The sequence below is a fragment of the Shinella sp. S4-D37 genome (genome assembly GCF_040812195.1).
Taxonomy (GTDB): domain Bacteria; phylum Pseudomonadota; class Alphaproteobacteria; order Rhizobiales; family Rhizobiaceae; genus Shinella.
The window spans coordinates 157,434-173,118 of the sequence record NZ_JBFNXL010000003.1 but is presented as its reverse complement, the minus strand read 5'-3'; the positions used below and the strand labels follow the sequence as shown (position 1 = coordinate 173,118).

Sequence of the window (15,685 nt, the reverse complement as noted above, 5' to 3'; positions counted from 1 at the left end):
GGGAACGAACGCCAATGAGCGATGGGAAATCGTCGACGACGATCCGAGCGAGGATTCGCGAAGCCGCCGCGCAGCTGACCGCCAGCGAGCGCAAGATCGCCAATGCCATTCTTGCGGACTATCCCTTCACCGGCCTTGAAAGCATCCAGGAACTGGCGGCCAAGACCGGCGTCAGCGCGCCCTCGATCACCCGCTTCGTCAGCAAGATCGGCTGCGGCGGCTTCCAGGACCTGCAGCGCCAGCTGATCGCCGAATTGAAGGAAGGGCAGCGCTCGCCGCTCGACCTGAAATCGAGCCAGAAGCCGGTCGGCCATTCGGAATTCCTGTCGGAATATGTGGCGCGCATCTCGGCGGTCATGCAGGAGATGACGGCGACGGTGTCGCAGGCGCAGTTCGACAGTCTCGCCGCCCTGCTGGCCGATCCCTCGCGCAACATCTTCCTGCTCGGCGGGCGCGTCAGCGACAATGTCGCCGCCTTCCTGTCGATCCACCTGCGCCAGATCCGCAGCGGCATCTACCACATGGCCGACAACCCGGAAATGTGGCCGGAGCACGTCCTGCGCATGCGCCGCAAGGACGTCGTGCTGCTGTTCGATTTCCGCCGCTACCAGCTCAGCCTCGCCCGGCTTGCCGAGACGATCGCCGAAAAGCGTGGTGCGACCATCGTCGTCGTCACCGACAAGTGGATGTCGCCGGCCGCCCGCAGCGCCGACCATATCGTCGCGCTGCCGATCGATGCCGGCACGGCCTGGGACACGGTGGCGACGGCCATGGCGCTCGTCGAGGCGCTGATCGTGCGCGTCTCGGAGACCGACTGGGAAGCGACGCAGAAACGCATCAAGGATTGGGACGGCATCCGCTTTTCGATGCCGGGTTATGACCAGATCAACGGGGACGAAGATGAAGCGTGAGGAAATGATGGTCGCCTGCTGCGGCGACCTTTCGGGCAAGGTGCGTGGCAAGGCCTTTCCGCTGGCACAGATGGAAAAGCGCCTGAAGCGCGGCGTCGGCTGGACGCCGACCAACGTGCAGATAACCTGCTTCGACAACATCGCCGAAAGCCCGTTCGGCTCGCTCGGCGACCTCGTGCTCATTCCCGATCCGGCGACCAGCGTCAGCATCGAGAGCGAGGAGGGCGCGCCGAACGAGAATTTCGTCCTCGGCAACATCCGCTATACCGACGGCCGGCCGTGGGAATTCTGCACGCGCTCGATCCTCGAAGCGGCCCTTGAACGGCTGGAGAGGGTGGCGGGCGTCACGCTCTACGGCGCCTTCGAGCACGAGTTCCAGATCAAGCACCTCGTCTCGGATATCGGCAAGGCCTTCACGCTCGGCGGGTTCCAGGAGGAACGGCATTTCTGCGAGGCGATCGTCGCTGCCATGCGTGAAGCGGGCGTGACGCCCGATACGATCCTCAAGGAATTCGGTGCCGGCCAGTTCGAGGTGACGATGGGTCCGCAGAAGGGCGTCACCGTCGCCGACCATTCGCTGATCACCCGCGAACTCGTCGGCCTCGTCGCGCGCGAACTCGGCTATGAGCCGACCTTCACGCCGATCCGCGACCCGGCCGGCGTCGGCAACGGCGTGCATGTGCATATCAGCATGCTGGATGCGGCCGGCAATCCCGTCACCCACGATCCGGACGGCAAGCACGAACTCTCCGACGTCGCCGGGAAATTCGTTGCGGGCATCCTGAAATATCTCGATTCGATCATCGCCATCACCGCGCCGAGCGTCGTCTCCTACCTGCGCCTCACCCCGCATCGCTGGAGCGCTGCCTTCAACAATCTCGGCTTCCGTGACCGCGAGGCCTCGGTGCGCATCTGCCCGGTTTCCGACATCAGCGACATTGCCCGCGCCGCCCAGTTCAACTTCGAGTTCCGCGCCGCCGACGGCACGGCCAATCCGCATCTCGCGCTCGCCGCCATCGTGCATGCCGGCGTTCAGGGCATAGAGGAGGGGCTTGCCGTGCCGGAGGCGACGCAGGAGGACCTGTCGCTGCTGGGCGTCGAGGCGCTGGCCGCCCGCGGCTACGTCCGCCTGCCGCAGACGCTGGAGGCCGCGCTCCAGCGGTTCCGCGGCAATGCGACCGTCTGCGGCTGGTTCCCCGAGGGCTTTGCCGACGTCTATGTCAAGCACAAGGAAGGCGAGATCGCCTATCTGGCCGGCAAGACGCAGGCGGAAATCTGCGCCGCCTACGAGAGCGTCTACTAACCAGCCGCACGGCCTTGCGAAGCGGGGAACCACGCGAGGGTCCCCGCGTTCTTTTCGGGTGAATTGACCTGAAAGGAGAACTCCCATGGTCGCTGCAAGCGAAATTCGTGAACATATGGAAGTGCGCGCTGCCGATGGTCGCCATGTCGGCACCGTCGACCACATGGAGGGCGACAGCCGCATCAAGCTCACCCGGAGCGATTCGAAGGACGGCCAGCACCACCTGATCCCCCTCGACTGGGTCGATCATGTCGACGCCCATGTGCACCTGAACAAGGACGCGCGGGAAGTCGAAAGCCAGTGGTCGACGATGAACTGATCGTCCGGTTTTCCGGAAAGATCCAAAGCGGTTCGGCGGGCGCTCCGCCGGGCCGCTTTTTCGTCAGCGCGCCAGCGTGACGTTGACGCCCGCCGCCTTCAGCGAGGTGGAGACGTCGCGGGGCGGCGCCTTGTCGGTGAAGAGGTCGGTCAGCATGCTGAACTCGCAGACGCGCACCAGCCCCTGCCGGCCGAACTTCGTGTGGTCGGTGACGACGACGGCCCGCTTGCCGCGCGAGACCACGGTGCGGGCGAATTCCGCCTCCTCCAGGTCGTAGTCCATCACGCCGATCCCCGCATCGATCGCGCCCGTGGAAATGACCGCATGGCCGACGGTGAAATGGCTGATGAACTCGATGGCCGAGACGCCGAAGGCGGCGCCATTGTCGCTGCGCAATTCGCCGCCGGCCATGTAGACGCGGTTGTCGTTGACCGTCGAAAGCGTGCGGGCGATGTCGGAGGAGTTGGTGACGACCGTCAGCCGCCGGTGACCGAGCAGTTCGCGGGCGAGGTAGCTGGTCGTCGTGCCCGTATCGAGCATGATCGAATCGCCGTCGCGGATCGTCGCGGCGACCGCCATGGCGATCGCCTTCTTCGCCTCGCTGTTCTCGCGCATGCGCTTTTCGAAGGGCGCTTCGCCGACCACCGACGGCAGCGCCACGGCGCCGTGCATCTTCAGGACGGTGCCGTTCGTCGTCAGTGGCTTGATGTCCCGCCGCACGGTTTCCAGCGAAACGTCGAGTTTCTTGGCGAGGTCGGCGATCGTTACAGTGCCGTCCTGCTGGAGCAGCCTCAGGATGTCGTTGTGGCGTTTGGAGTGGTTCATCGTCGTCATGTCCGCATGCGTTCTCCTGTTTCATAATCCTAGACGGATCATCTGGCAAGAAAGCCGCAAATTCGGTCACAAAGGCAGAAAAAGCCACATTTCAGGATTGACAGCCGCTTTCATCCAGCGTGAGATCGGCACCGTGCGCACGCCGACAGATACAAAAGTACGGGGAACGGCATCCGGCGCATCAGAAAGCATCGACCTCAAAGTGCGACCGGGAGATCACGCATGTTTCAACCTATTCGCCTGCCAGGACTGTTTGCCGCGACGCTCTGCCTGTCCGCGGCCTTCACGATCGCGCCCGCGGCGGCGCAGGAATCCACCGACCCGATCAAGCTGACGCTGCACGACTGGACGGGCCAGCTCATCACCACGGAAATCATGGGCGAGGTGCTGAAGAAGGCCGGCTATTCCGTCGACTATGTCCAGGCCGACTACCTCGCGCAGTTCGCGGGGCTCCAGACCGGCGACCTGCACGTCGCCATGGAGATGTGGGAGACCACTGGCCGCGACGCGATGGACGCGGCGACCGCCACCGGCAAGGTCGAGAATTTCGGCGAGACCGGCATGCAGGCCAAGGAGGAATGGTGGTATCCGGCCTACATGAAGGAGAAATGCCCCGGCCTGCCGGACTGGGAGGCGCTGAAGAGCGAAGCCTGCGCGGAAGCCTTCTCCATTCCGGAAACCGCGCCGAAGGGGCGCTATCTCGGCGGTCCGGTCACCTGGGGCGGCTTCGACGACGAGCGTGTCGAGGCGCTGGAGCTGCCCTTCGAGGTGATCCATGCCGGCACGGATGCCGCGCTCTTCGCCGAACTGGAGAGCGCCTATCAGCGCGAGGCGCCGATCCTCCTGTGGATCTACGCGCCGCACTGGGCACCGGCCAAGTACAAGGGCGAGTGGGTCGAGTTCCCGCCCTACTCGAAGGAATGCTACGAGGATCCGGCGACGGGCCTGAACCCCGATGCCGCCTATGACTGCGGCAAGCCCTTTGGCCCGATCTGGAAGGTCGGCTGGTCCGGCGTCAAGGACAAGTGGCCGGGCGCCTACGCCGCCATCAAGGCGTTCAACATCAACAATGACGAGATGGGGGCGATGATCACCAAGGTGGACCTCGACGGCAAGAAGGTCTCCGAGGTGGTCGCCGAATGGATGGCGGCGAACGAGGCGCGCTGGTCCGGCTGGATCAAGAAGTAGCGCCAGGGCCCGGCCCTCTGCCAGCAGGAGAGGCCGGGTCGTCCTCGTGCGGCCCGCAAGGGCCGCGTTTCGATCACGCGACCGGAATGACAATGGCCTCTAGCGAACCGAAACTTGTCTGCCGCGGCGTCTGGAAGATCTTTGGCGCAGGCGGCAAATCCCTCGCCGGCCCGGCGGCCGCGCGGCTGACGAGCGCGGATCTGCGCGCGGCCGGCGCCGTCGGCGCGGTGCGCGACGTCAATATCGAGGTGCGCGAGGGCGAGATCTTCGTCATCATGGGCCTGTCCGGCTCGGGCAAGTCGACGCTGGTGCGCTGCCTTTCGCGCCTCATCGAGCCGACCTCCGGCGACATCCTCTTCAACGGCGAGAACCTGCTTGCGGCAAGCGAGGCACGGATGATCGAGATCCGTCGCCACCAGATGGGCATGGTCTTCCAGCATTTCGCCCTGCTGCCGCATCTGACCGTGCTTGCCAATGTCGCCTTTCCGCTGGAGATCCAGGGCGTGGAGCGGCGCGCGCGCGAGGAGCGGGCGCGCCGCATGATCGACCTCGTCGGCCTTGCCGGCAAGGAGAACGCTTTCCCGCGCGAGCTTTCCGGCGGCCAGCAGCAGCGCGTCGGCATCGCCCGCTCGCTCGCCGTCGAACCGGAGCTCTGGTTCCTCGACGAGCCGTTTTCCGCGCTCGACCCGCTGATCCGCCGCGAGATGCAGGACGAGTTCCTGCGCCTGCAATCGGTGCTGAAGAAGACCATCGTCTTCATCACCCACGATTTCGACGAGGCGATCCGCCTTGCCGACCGCATCGCCATCATGAAGGACGGCGAGATCGTGCAGGCGGGAACGCCGGAGGACCTCGTGCTGAACCCGGCGACGCCCTATGTGGCGGAGTTCACGCGCAGCGTCGCCCGGGCCAAGGTCGTCAAGGTGGCCACGCTGATGCGGCCGCTGAACGGCACGCTGCCGCCCGCCTCGATCCGCGCGAGCGCGCCGGTGGCCGAGGCCGCGCCGCTCTTTTCACGCGGCGAGGAGACACTTGCCGCCCTCGACGGGGCGGGCGCGCCCGTGGGCCTCCTCGACCGCGCGGCGGTCGTCGACGTGATGATGCGGGGCTGACGGCATGGGCGCGTCCTTCCCCGTCCTCCAGCCCGTCTCCGAGCCGATCCCGGAAAGCCCGGCCGCGCGTGGCGCGGCGCGGGCGCGCTGGCTGTGGCCCGCCGCGCTCGCCCTCTTCGTCCTCTTCTGGCAGTTCGGCGAAGGCTTTGCGAAATGGGCCTTCACCTATCCGCGCGCATGGGAGGTCCCCGCGGCGCGCTGGATCGGCAGAGCGACGAAATGGCTGGTGGACGAGGCGAGCTTCGGCCTCTTCACCTTCACGGACCTCACCCGCTTCCTCGCCGACATCATCGACCTGCCCTACCGGCTGGCGCTCGGCCTCCTGTCGAGCGGGCTTCTTTCGGGTCAGGGCTCGAGCGCCGTGCAGCACCTGCCGCCGCTCTCCTGGCTCGCGGTGATCGCCATCGTCGCGCTGATCGGCCACCATGCCGGCGGCGTGCGGCTTGCCGCGCTCGTCACGGCCTGCTTCGGCTTCCTCGCCGTCTTCGGCCAGTGGACGAGCGCCATGGTGACGCTCGCCTCCATCCTCGTCGCCGTGCCGATCGGCGTTATGGCCGGCCTCTTGCTCGGCCTTGCCGCCTGGCGCTGGCCCGTCTTCGAGCGGATGCTGGTTCCCGTGCTCGACCTCATGCAGACGATCCCGGTCTTCGCCTATCTCGTGCCCGTGCTCGTCTTCTTCGGCTTCGGCCCGACCGCGGCCATCGTCGCGACGCTGATCTACGCCCTGCCGCCGATGGCGCGCGTCACCATCCTCGCCATGCGCTCCGTGCCGGCAGAGATCCGCGACCTCGGCAACATGGTCGGCTGCAGCCGGCGGCAGATGACCTGGAAGGTTATGGTGCCGTCTGCCAAGGACAGCCTGATGGTCGGCGTCAACCAGGTCATCATGCTTTCGCTCAACATGGTCATCATCGCCTCGATGATCGGCGCCGGCGGCCTCGGCTTCGACGTGCTCGCCGCGCTGCGCCGCCTCGATATCGGCGCGGGCCTCGAAGCGGGGCTCGCCATCGTCGCGCTCGCCGTGGCGCTCGACCGTCTGAGCCAGGCCTATGCGGAAAAGGCCGGCCGGCCGGCGGCCGGGATCCCGGCGGGCGGCGGCTTCGTCTCCCGCCACCCCTATCTCGTCGCCGCGCTCGCCGTCGTCGTTACGACCTTCCTCGCCGGGCTTGCCGTGCCGGCGCTCCAGAGCTTTCCGGAAAGCTGGCAGGTCTCAACCGGCACCTTCTGGTCCGAGGTGGTGCGCTGGATCAACGTCAATTTCTTCGACACGCTGGAGGCGATCCGCAACGTCATCCTCCTGAACATCCTCGTGCCGCTGAAGCGGCTGCTTGGCGACCTGCCCTGGGCCGGCGTCGTCGCGCTGCTGGCGCTTTCGGGCTACAGGCTCGGCGGCCTGCGCCTTGCCGCGCTGGTCGGCGCGCTGTCCTTCCTGATTGCCGCGACCGGGCAATGGGAGAAGGCGGCGATCACCGTCTATCTCTGCGGCATCTCCGTCGTCTTCGCCTGCCTGATCGGCGTGCCGCTCGGCATCCTCGCCGCCGAGCGTGCGGGGCTGTGGCGCTGGCTCCAGCTCGTCATAGACACGCTGCAGACGCTGCCCTCCTTCGTCTATCTCATGCCCGTCGTCATGCTGTTCCGGGTCGGCGATTTCACCGCCATGATCGCCGTCGTCGCCTACGCCGTCGTGCCGGCGATCCGCTATACCGTGCTCGGCCTCCAGCGCGTCGATCCGCGCGTGGTGGAGGCTGGCCGCGCCATGGGCTGCACGCAAGGGCAGATCCTCGCCAAGATCAAGCTGAAGCTGGCGCTGCCGGAAATCCTGCTCGGCCTCAACCAGACGATCATGTTCGCCCTCTCCATGCTGGTCATCACCGCATTGGTGGGCACGCGCGATCTCGGGCAGGAGGTCTATATCGCGCTCACCAAGGCCGATACCGGCCGCGGCCTCGTCGCCGGCCTTTCCGTCGCCTTCATCGCCATCATTGCCGACCGGCTGATTTCCGCCGGCGCGAACCGTATCCGCGAGAGGGTGAGCTGATGGACGGTCCTGTCGAACCCAGCTGCGCCGTCGAGGACCGCATCCGCGCGCTGCCCTGCTGGACAGGCCGCATCGAGATCGCACCCTTGAAGGGCGGCATCAGCAACGAGAGCTATCTCGTCAGCGATGCGGCGGGATGCCATGTCGTGCGCTTCGGCCGGGACTATCCCTTCCACCATGTCTTCCGCGAACGGGAACTGATGACGGCGCGGGCGGCCCATGCCGCCGGCTTCGGCCCGGAAGTGCGCTACGCCGAGCCCGGCGTCATGGTCTCGGCCTTCCTCGGCGCGAAGACTTACGGCGGCGAGGACGTCGCCGCCGAGCGGCGGCGGGTGGCGGACCTGCTGCGCCGGTTCCACAACGAGATGCCGCAGGAGGTGAGCGGCGCCGCCTTCCTCTTCTGGCCCTTCCATGTGGTACGCGACTATGCCCGCACGCTGAAGGAGGGCGGCAGCCGCATGAAGCCGCACCTTCCCGGCTACCTCGCGCTCGCCGAGGAGCTGGAGGCGGCACAGGCGCCGCTGCCGATCGTCTTCGCGCACAACGACCTGCTGCCTGCCAATATTCTGGACGACGGCGACCGGCTCTGGCTGATCGATTTTGAATATGCCGGCTTCTCCACCGCCATGTTCGACCTTGCCGGCGCCACCTCCAATGCCGGGCTTTCGCCCGATGCGGCGGAGGATTTCCTCGCCGCCTATTTCGCAGGCTCCCCCGACCCGGCGATCCTTCGCTCGCATGCCGCCATGCAATGCGCCTCGCTCTTGCGCGAGGCGATGTGGAGCATGGTCTCCGAACTCCACCTCACAGCCCCCGGCGCCGACTATGTCGGCTACACCGCCGAAAATCTCGATCGCCTCGACAAGGCGCTCGACCATTACAGAACAAAATACGGGAAACACGCCAAATGACCCTGCCATCCCATGCTGAGATCGTTGTCATCGGCGGCGGCATCATCGGCTGCTCGACGGCCTATCATCTCGCCCGCGACCACAAGGCGGACGTGATCCTCCTGGAGCAGGGCACGCTGACCTCGGGATCGACCTGGCATGCGGCCGGTCTCGTCGGCCAGCTCCGCTCCTCGGCGTCGATCACCCGGGTGCTGAAATATTCCGTCGATCTCTACAAGGGCCTCGAAGCCGAGACGGGCCTTGCGACCGGCTGGAAGATGACGGGATGCCTGCGGCTTGCCACCAACCAGGACCGCTGGACGGAGTTCCGCCGCCTCGCCACCACGGCGAAGAGCTTCGGCATGGACATGCACCTCCTGACGCCGAAGGAGGTCAAGGCCATGTGGCCGCTGATGGAGGTCGGCGACCTCGTCGGCGCAAGCTGGCTGCCGACGGACGGCCAGGCGAGCCCCTCGGACATCACCCAGTCGCTCGCCAGGGGCGCGCGCATGCACGGCGCGACGATCGTCGAGAACGTGCGCGTCACGGGTTTCGACATCGAGGACGGCCGCATCCGCCGCGTGCGCACGACGCTCGGCGACATCGCCTGCGAAAAAGTCGTGAACTGCGCCGGCCAGTGGGCGCGGCAGGTGGGCGCGATGGCCGGCATCAACGTGCCGCTGCAACCGGTCAAGCACCAGTACATCATCACGGAGACCGTGCCGGGGCTCGCCACCGATGCGCCGACGATCCGCGATCCCGACCGCCGCACCTATTTCAAGGAGGAGGTCGGCGGGCTCGTCATGGGCGGCTACGAGCCGAACCCGCAGCCCTGGACGACCGGCGACGTGCCCGACGAATGGGCCTACCGGCTGTTCGACGACGATTTCGACCATTTCGAGCAGCATATGGTGGAGGCGATCGCCCGCGTGCCGGCGCTGGAGAAGGTCGGCGTCAAGCAGATGATCAACGGGCCGGAGAGCTTTACGCCCGACGGCAACTTCATCCTCGGCGTGGCGCCGGAATGCGCCAACATGTTCGTCGGCGCAGGCTTCAACGCCTTCGGCATCGCGTCCGGCGGCGGGGCAGGCTGGGTCTTGGCGCAATGGGTCGTCGACGGCGAGGCGCCGCTCGATCTCTGGGTGGTCGACATCCGCCGCTTTTCCGGCATGCACCGCGACCGCCAATGGGTGCTCGACCGCACGCTGGAGGCTTACGGCAAGCATTACACGATCGGCTTCCCGCACGAGGAATACGAGAGCGGCCGCCCGCGCGTCGTCTCGCCGCTCTACGAGCGGCTGAAGGCGCATGGCGCGGTGTTCGGCTCCAAGCTCGGCTGGGAGCGGCCGAACTGGTTCGCGCCGAAGGGCATGGAGGCGCGGGACGTCTATTCGATGGGTCGGCAGAACTGGTTCTCGACGGTCGGCGACGAGCATCGCCATGTGCGCGAGGCCGTCGGCATCTTCGACCAGTCCTCCTTCGCCAAATACGAGATGACGGGACCGGATGCGCTGAAGGCGCTCGACTGGATCTGCGCCAACGATGTCGGCAAGCCGGTGGGGCGGCTGACCTATACGCAGCTTCTCAACACCCGCGGCGGCATCGAGGCGGACCTGACGGTGGCGCGGCTCGCCGAGGAGAAGTTCTACATCGTGACGGGCACCGGCTTCCGCACCCACGACCTCGGCTGGATCGCGGATCATCTTCCCGCCGGCCTCGACGTGACGCTTCGCGACGTGAGCGAGGATTTCGGCACGCTTTCGCTGATGGGGCCGAAGGCGCGCGACGTGCTGGCAGCGCTTGCCGATGCCGACGTCTCCAATGCCGGCTTCCCCTTCGGCCATGTGCGGGAGATCGTGCTGGCCGGCCATGTCGTGCGGGCGCTGCGCGTCACCTATGTCGGCGAGCTCGGCTGGGAGCTGCATGTGCCGATCGAGGCCATCGGCACGGTCTTCGATGCGCTGATGATGGCGGGCGCCCCGTTCGGCATCCGCCCGGTCGGCTATCGTGCGCTGGAATCGCTGCGCCTCGAAAAGGGCTATCGCGCCTGGGGATCCGACATCACGCCGAACGACACGCCGTTCGATGCCGGCCTCGGCTGGGCGGTGAAGCTGCGCAAGAACACCGATTTCCTCGGACGCCGGGCGCTGGAGGCCCTGCAGGGCGAAAAGCGCAAGAAGGCGCTGGCCGGCTTCACGGTCGATAATCCAGACATCGTGCTCGTCGGCCGCGAGACGATCCTGCGCAACGGCGAGGCCGTCGGCTATCTCACCAGCGGCGGCTACGGCTATACGCTCGGCAAGAATGTCGGCTACGGCTATGTGCGCCGCGCCGAGGGCGTGGACGACGATTTCCTGACGGGCGGCGACTACGAGCTCGTCGTCGCCATGGAGCGCACGCCGGCGAAGATCCACCTCGAACCGCTCTACGACCCGGCCGGCACGCGGGTGAAGGCCTGATCCCGGTGGGCGCACCGGGACGCCGGTCCTTGCGCGCCGATCCCCTCTCAGGCGTGGCGCAGCACCTTCAGCACCACGCCGCGGCTCGGCACGGTGCCCGTCTCGCCGGGCATCGAGACATAGGGCGCGGTTTCCTCCGCCCGTTCGAGGATGCCGTCTCTTTCCAGTTCCGCGAGCCGGTCGGAAAAACCGTCGTTCCACAGCGTGTTCTTCACCGTCAGGACGAGGACGCCGCCCGGCCGGGTGATGCGGATGAGTTCCGGCAGGCCCTCCACGCCGACATGGCCGGAGGTGAAGACGCCGGCCGAGACGATGCCGGCGAAGTGGCCATCGGGAAAGGGCAGGGGATTGCCGAGGGCGGCGCGGTGCAGGGCGGCATAGACGGCCTTCGCCGCCGCCCGTTGAAGCATGCCCTCGGAAATGTCGAGACCCTCGACATGGGCATAGCCGAGGATCGCCAGCCATTCGCCGATGAGCCCGGTGCCGGCGCCGGCATCGAGGAGCGGCGCGGCGCCGCGCGGCAGGTGGCGCGCAAGGAGCGCCAGGCAGATCGACGGATGGCGGTAGCCGGCGCTCGCCATGTCGGCGTCGTAGGTCTCCGCCCAGTCGTCGTAGAGGGCGGCGACCTCCTGCGTGCCGGTTGCATTGTAGACCGCGCCGAGCGCACCCTCGTGATGTCCGTTTGCCATGGTCTTTCTCCCCGTGTTTGGATGATGATAGCGAAAGGCCGGAACCTGTGAAACCGTCGCGGCCGGCCAAAAGGAGGTGTTCATGAGCGAAGAGCGGCAGGCGCTGGATGCGATCGCGAAAATTCCCCTTCTGGCCGGCCATGACGGCCCGGTGGAACGGCTCGGCGGCCTCACCAACCTCGTCTTCCGCGTTGGCGCGTGGTGCCTGCGCGTGCCGGGCAGGGGCACGGAGGAATATATCGACCGCGCCAACGAGGCCGTTGCGGCACGGGAAGCGGCGCGCGTCGGCGTGGGGCCGGAGGTTTTTCATGCGGATGCGGCGTCGGGCTTGATGGTCACCCGCTTCATTCCCGGCGCGACGACGATGACGCCGGAGGGCTTCAAGGCCGTGGCCGGCGCGCCAGCGCGGGCGGGCGAGGCCTTCCGGCGCCTGCACGACAGCGGCGCGGTCTTTCCGGCGCGCTTCGAGCTCTTTGCGATGATCGACGACTATCTTGCGGTGCTCTCCACCAGGGACGTCGCCCTGCCGGACGGCTATCACGAGGGCCTGCGCGAGGCCGAAACGGTACGCGCCGCGCTCGCCGCCCATTCTTTGCCCGTCGTCGCCTGCCATTGCGATCCGCTCTGCGAGAATTTTCTCGATACGGGTGACCGCATGTGGATCGTCGACTGGGAATATTCCGGCATGAACGACCCGATGTGGGACCTCGGCGATCTGGCGGTGGAGGCCGAGTTCGACGGGGAGCAGGAAGAAGCCATGATCCGCGCCTATTTCGGCGGCGCGCCGAAACCGGCCGAGCGCGGCCGTATCGTCATCTACAAGGCGATGTGCGACCTGCTCTGGACGCTCTGGGGGTTGATCCAGCTCGCCAACGGCAATCCGGCCGCCGATTTCCGGGCCTATGCGGACGGGCGCTTTGCCCGCTGCCGGGCGTTGATGGCCGATCCGGTCTTTGCCGCGTCGGTGGCGGCCGTCGCGAAGGGGTGAAAGATATTTCAGGCGTCGGGCTTGATTTCAGTCTTTCGATATGAAATATATTTCATTATCTGAATTATATTGACACTCCCTCTGCATTGCGATTAGCTGCCCATACCGGACTTCGAGGAGGAATTCCGGTCTTCACGGAGATCACCGGCGTCGAAGCGACGCCCACGGGCTTTTTGGGAGGGGCTTGCGCCCCGAGGAGGATACTTGCGCACTTTTCTGACGACGACCGCGATGGCGGTCCTTGCGACGACGCTTCTTGCCGGTTCCGCGGCGGCCGAGACGGAGAATCCGTTCCGCTGCGAGCCGGGCGAAAAATACGTCATGAACGTCATGGTCTCGGGCGTCGAATACTGGTTCCCGGTCTATGAGATGTTCAAGCAGGCCGGCCAGCAGCTCGGCTGCGAGACGGAATATACCGGCACGCCGGAATATGACGTCAACAAGCAGATCGCCACCTTCGACCAGGCGCTGGCGCAGAACCCGGCCGGCATCCTCGTCCATCCGATGAACTCCGATCCGTTCATCGAGCCGATCAACCGCGCCATCGACCAGGGCACGGCGGTCGTCACCTTCGCCGCCGACTCGCCGCTTTCCAAGCGTGTGTCCTTCATCACCTCCGACAACACCCGCGAAGGCACCTATGCGGCCGACGCGATCGCCGAGAAGATGGGCGGCAAGGGCGAATATGCGGTGCTCGAAAACCCCGGCCAGGACAACCACGACAAGCGCATCGCCGCCTTCATCGCCCGCATGGAGGAGAAGTGGCCGGACATGAAGCTGGTCGGCCGCGCCGCCTCCAACCAGGATCCGACCAAGGCCTATCAGGGCCTGTCGAGCCTCATCCAGGCCAATCCGAACCTCGGCGCGGTCTTCATGCCGGAAGCCAACTCGGCCATCGGCGCGGCGCAAGCCAACAAGGAGACCGGCGGCAAGGTCCTCGTCATGTGCGCGGACGTCAACGCCAACATCCTCGACATGATCAAGGCCGGCGAGGTCTTCGGCTCGATCAACCCGAACCAGGGCATGCAGGGCTATATGGGCTTCATGCTGCTGTGGCTCGCCAAGCATCCGGAACTGATCGACCCGATGAACGACGCCAAGCGCTCCGGCTTCAACCCGATGAGCATCCCGGTCGTCGACAACGGCCTGTCCATCGTGACGGCGGAAAACGCCGACGACTTCTACTGGGACAAGTACCTGAAGCGTCGCGGCACCAAGGGCATCGAGGAGTAAGCTCCCAAGCGCCGCCCGCGCCGTCTGGCGCGGGAGGGAAGGGGGCGGAGCCACCCCCTCATCCGGCCCTTCGGGCCACCTTCTCCCCGGTGGGGAGAAGGGAAACGAGGCGCCGGCGATCCTCCCCTTCTCCCCAGCGGGGAGAAGGTCCCGGCAGGGGGATGAGGGGGCTGGTGATGGACAAAGGAAAGAAAACGATGGCGGAGCCGGTGCTCACCATTCATGGCGTGACCAAGCATTTCGGGGCGGTGAAGGCGTTGACCGGGGTCGACTTCACCCTGGAGCGCGGCGAGGTCCATGCGCTCTGCGGCGAGAACGGCGCGGGCAAGTCGACGCTGATGAACATCATCGCCGGCGTGCTGCAGCCGACAGGGGGCGAGATCCGCGTCGACGGCAAGGCCGTGCGCATCGCATCCCCCGCCGCCGCCCAGGCGCTCGGCATCGGCCTCGTCCACCAGGAGATCGCGCTCTGCCCGGATGCGAGCGTCGCCGAAAACATGTTCATGGCCGCCACCAACCGCCGCCGCGCGCCCTTCATGAACTACCGCGCCCTGGAGCGCGATGCGCAGGCCGTGATGAACCGCCTTGCCGCCATCGACGTCCGCCGCAAGGTGGCGGACCTGCCGATTTCCAGCCAGCAGCTCGTCGAGATCGCCAAGGCGCTGACGCTCGACTGCCGCGTGCTGATCCTCGACGAACCGACTGCCGCGCTCACCGAAACCGAGTCGCAGCAGCTCTTCTCCATCATCCGCGACCTCAAGGCGAACGGCATCTCGATCATCTATATCAGCCACCGCATGGCCGAGATCTTTTCGCTCTGCGACCGCGTGACCGTTTTCCGCGACGGGCGCTATGTCTGCACCGACCGCATCGCCGACGTGACGGCCGACGAGGTGGTGCGCCGGATGGTCGGCCGGGAGATCACCCAGCTCTATCCCGACAAGCTCGACGCGGAGCCGGGCGCGACGATCCTCGATGTCGACGGCCTCGGTGACGGCGACCGTTTCCACGACGTCGGCTTCACCCTGCGCACGGGCGAAATCCTCGGCATCGGCGGTCTCATCGGCTCCGGCCGCACCGAGATCGCCGAGGGCATCTGCGGGCTGCGGCCGCACACCGCCGGCACGGTGCGCCTGCACGGCGAAACGCAGGCGATCCGCTCCTATGCGGATGCGGTGAAGGCCGGCATCGTCTATCTCTCCGAGGACCGCAAGGGATCGGGCGTCTTCCTCGACCTGTCCATCGCGCAAAACGTCTCCATCCTGGATCTGAAATCGCTGACAAGCCCGCTCGGCCTGCTCAACCGCCGTGGCGAGGCGGCGCTGGCGGAGGATTTTGCCAGGCGGCTCGGGGTGCGCATGAGCGGCGTCGATGCGCCCGTAAAATCGCTCTCCGGCGGCAACCAGCAGAAGGTTGCCATCGCCAAGCAGCTCGCCGTCAAGCCGAAGGTCATCCTGATGGACGAGCCGACGCGCGGCATCGATGTCGGCGCGAAGGCGGAAATCCACCGCCTCTTGCGCGCGCTCGCGCGCGAAGGCATCGGCATCGTCGTCATATCCTCGGAAATGCCGGAGCTGCTGGGGCTGTGCGACCGCGTGCTCGTCGTGCGGGAGGGCCGCATCGCGGGAGAGCTCGGCGCGGAAGAGATGGCGGAGGAGGCCGTGATCCGGCTCGCTTCGGGCCTGGGCACGGCAAGGGCGGCGAACCATGCCGCGTGAGAA

The 15,685-nt window shown here is 66.6% G+C and carries 13 protein-coding genes; 11 read left to right on the top strand and 2 right to left on the bottom strand.

The window, feature by feature from the left end:
* Window positions 1–14 precede the first annotated feature (14 nt).
* The 3 genes from AB3G45_RS04790 to AB3G45_RS04780 all read left to right on the top strand — a co-directional run bounded on the left by AB3G45_RS04790 (window position 15) and on the right by AB3G45_RS04780 (window position 2,533).
* Window positions 15–911, top strand: a complete 897-nt coding sequence (locus AB3G45_RS04790; protein WP_367829496.1) for a MurR/RpiR family transcriptional regulator — start codon at window positions 15–17, stop codon at window positions 909–911.
* On the top strand, window positions 901–2,214 hold the full coding sequence (locus AB3G45_RS04785; protein WP_367829495.1) for a glutamine synthetase: 1,314 nt from the start codon (window positions 901–903) through the stop codon (window positions 2,212–2,214). The genes AB3G45_RS04790 and AB3G45_RS04785 overlap by 11 nt, the downstream gene beginning before the upstream one ends.
* An 85-nt stretch (window positions 2,215–2,299) precedes the next feature.
* A complete protein-coding gene (locus tag AB3G45_RS04780) occupies window positions 2,300–2,533 on the top strand; it encodes a DUF2171 domain-containing protein (protein ID WP_367829494.1) in 234 nt (77 codons plus the stop codon).
* A gap of 63 nt (window positions 2,534–2,596) precedes the next feature.
* Here the strand turns inward: AB3G45_RS04780 and AB3G45_RS04775 are convergent, their stop codons facing one another.
* Entirely contained in the window at window positions 2,597–3,358 is a 762-nt protein-coding gene (locus AB3G45_RS04775; protein WP_367829854.1) for a DeoR/GlpR family DNA-binding transcription regulator, read from the bottom strand.
* Window positions 3,359–3,589: 231 nt separating this feature from the next.
* Between AB3G45_RS04775 and AB3G45_RS04770 the strand changes: the two genes are divergently transcribed.
* The 5 genes from AB3G45_RS04770 to AB3G45_RS04750 all read left to right on the top strand — a co-directional run bounded on the left by AB3G45_RS04770 (window position 3,590) and on the right by AB3G45_RS04750 (window position 11,054).
* The gene (locus tag AB3G45_RS04770; RefSeq protein WP_367829493.1) at window positions 3,590–4,555 is read left to right on the top strand and encodes an ABC transporter substrate-binding protein; all 966 of its coding nucleotides are present in this window, start codon (window positions 3,590–3,592) and stop codon (window positions 4,553–4,555) included.
* 92 nt (window positions 4,556–4,647) lie between these two features.
* The gene (locus AB3G45_RS04765) at window positions 4,648–5,667 is read left to right on the top strand and encodes a glycine betaine/L-proline ABC transporter ATP-binding protein (RefSeq protein ID WP_367829492.1); all 1,020 of its coding nucleotides are present in this window, start codon (window positions 4,648–4,650) and stop codon (window positions 5,665–5,667) included.
* 4 nt (window positions 5,668–5,671) lie between these two features.
* Window positions 5,672–7,705, top strand: a complete 2,034-nt coding sequence (locus AB3G45_RS04760) for an ABC transporter permease (protein ID WP_367829491.1) — start codon at window positions 5,672–5,674, stop codon at window positions 7,703–7,705.
* Window positions 7,705–8,616, top strand: coding sequence for a phosphotransferase (locus AB3G45_RS04755; protein ID WP_367829490.1), 912 nt, complete (start codon window positions 7,705–7,707; stop codon window positions 8,614–8,616). Before AB3G45_RS04760 ends, AB3G45_RS04755 begins: the two co-directional genes overlap by 1 nt.
* The gene (locus tag AB3G45_RS04750) at window positions 8,613–11,054 is read left to right on the top strand and encodes an FAD-dependent oxidoreductase (protein ID WP_367829489.1); all 2,442 of its coding nucleotides are present in this window, start codon (window positions 8,613–8,615) and stop codon (window positions 11,052–11,054) included. Before AB3G45_RS04755 ends, AB3G45_RS04750 begins: the two co-directional genes overlap by 4 nt.
* 47 nt (window positions 11,055–11,101) lie before the next feature.
* Here AB3G45_RS04750 and AB3G45_RS04745 read toward each other — a convergent pair whose 3' ends face one another.
* Window positions 11,102–11,743: a class I SAM-dependent methyltransferase gene (locus AB3G45_RS04745; protein ID WP_367829488.1), complete on the bottom strand. Its 642-nt coding sequence runs from the start codon at window positions 11,741–11,743 to the stop codon at window positions 11,102–11,104.
* Window positions 11,744–11,825: 82 nt separating this feature from the next.
* On the opposite strand from AB3G45_RS04745, the gene AB3G45_RS04740 reads away from it, so the two are divergent.
* The 3 genes from AB3G45_RS04740 to AB3G45_RS04730 all read left to right on the top strand — a co-directional run bounded on the left by AB3G45_RS04740 (window position 11,826) and on the right by AB3G45_RS04730 (window position 15,682).
* A complete protein-coding gene (locus tag AB3G45_RS04740; RefSeq protein WP_367829487.1) occupies window positions 11,826–12,731 on the top strand; it encodes a phosphotransferase in 906 nt (301 codons plus the stop codon).
* A 204-nt stretch (window positions 12,732–12,935) separates the two neighbouring features.
* Window positions 12,936–13,964: a substrate-binding domain-containing protein gene (locus tag AB3G45_RS04735; protein ID WP_367829486.1), complete on the top strand. Its 1,029-nt coding sequence runs from the start codon at window positions 12,936–12,938 to the stop codon at window positions 13,962–13,964.
* 197 nt (window positions 13,965–14,161) lie between these two features.
* Window positions 14,162–15,682: a sugar ABC transporter ATP-binding protein gene (locus AB3G45_RS04730; RefSeq protein WP_367829853.1), complete on the top strand. Its 1,521-nt coding sequence runs from the start codon at window positions 14,162–14,164 to the stop codon at window positions 15,680–15,682.
* Window positions 15,683–15,685 lie beyond the last annotated feature (3 nt).

Excerpts from the sequence above, each read along its gene's own strand:
- AB3G45_RS04790 (WP_367829496.1), top strand. The coding sequence starts at position 15 with ATGAGCGATGGGAAATCGTCGACGACGATCCGAGCGAGGATTCGCGAA.
- AB3G45_RS04785 (WP_367829495.1), top strand. The coding sequence starts at position 901 with ATGAAGCGTGAGGAAATGATGGTCGCCTGCTGCGGCGACCTTTCGGGC.
- AB3G45_RS04780 (WP_367829494.1), top strand. The coding sequence starts at position 2,300 with ATGGTCGCTGCAAGCGAAATTCGTGAACATATGGAAGTGCGCGCTGCC.
- AB3G45_RS04775 (WP_367829854.1), bottom strand. The coding sequence starts at position 3,358 with ATGAACCACTCCAAACGCCACAACGACATCCTGAGGCTGCTCCAGCAG.
- AB3G45_RS04770 (WP_367829493.1), top strand. The coding sequence starts at position 3,590 with ATGTTTCAACCTATTCGCCTGCCAGGACTGTTTGCCGCGACGCTCTGC.
- AB3G45_RS04765 (WP_367829492.1), top strand. The coding sequence starts at position 4,648 with ATGGCCTCTAGCGAACCGAAACTTGTCTGCCGCGGCGTCTGGAAGATC.
- AB3G45_RS04760 (WP_367829491.1), top strand. The coding sequence starts at position 5,672 with ATGGGCGCGTCCTTCCCCGTCCTCCAGCCCGTCTCCGAGCCGATCCCG.
- AB3G45_RS04755 (WP_367829490.1), top strand. The coding sequence starts at position 7,705 with ATGGACGGTCCTGTCGAACCCAGCTGCGCCGTCGAGGACCGCATCCGC.
- AB3G45_RS04750 (WP_367829489.1), top strand. The coding sequence starts at position 8,613 with ATGACCCTGCCATCCCATGCTGAGATCGTTGTCATCGGCGGCGGCATC.
- AB3G45_RS04745 (WP_367829488.1), bottom strand. The coding sequence starts at position 11,743 with ATGGCAAACGGACATCACGAGGGTGCGCTCGGCGCGGTCTACAATGCA.
- AB3G45_RS04740 (WP_367829487.1), top strand. The coding sequence starts at position 11,826 with ATGAGCGAAGAGCGGCAGGCGCTGGATGCGATCGCGAAAATTCCCCTT.
- AB3G45_RS04730 (WP_367829853.1), top strand. The coding sequence starts at position 14,162 with ATGGCGGAGCCGGTGCTCACCATTCATGGCGTGACCAAGCATTTCGGG.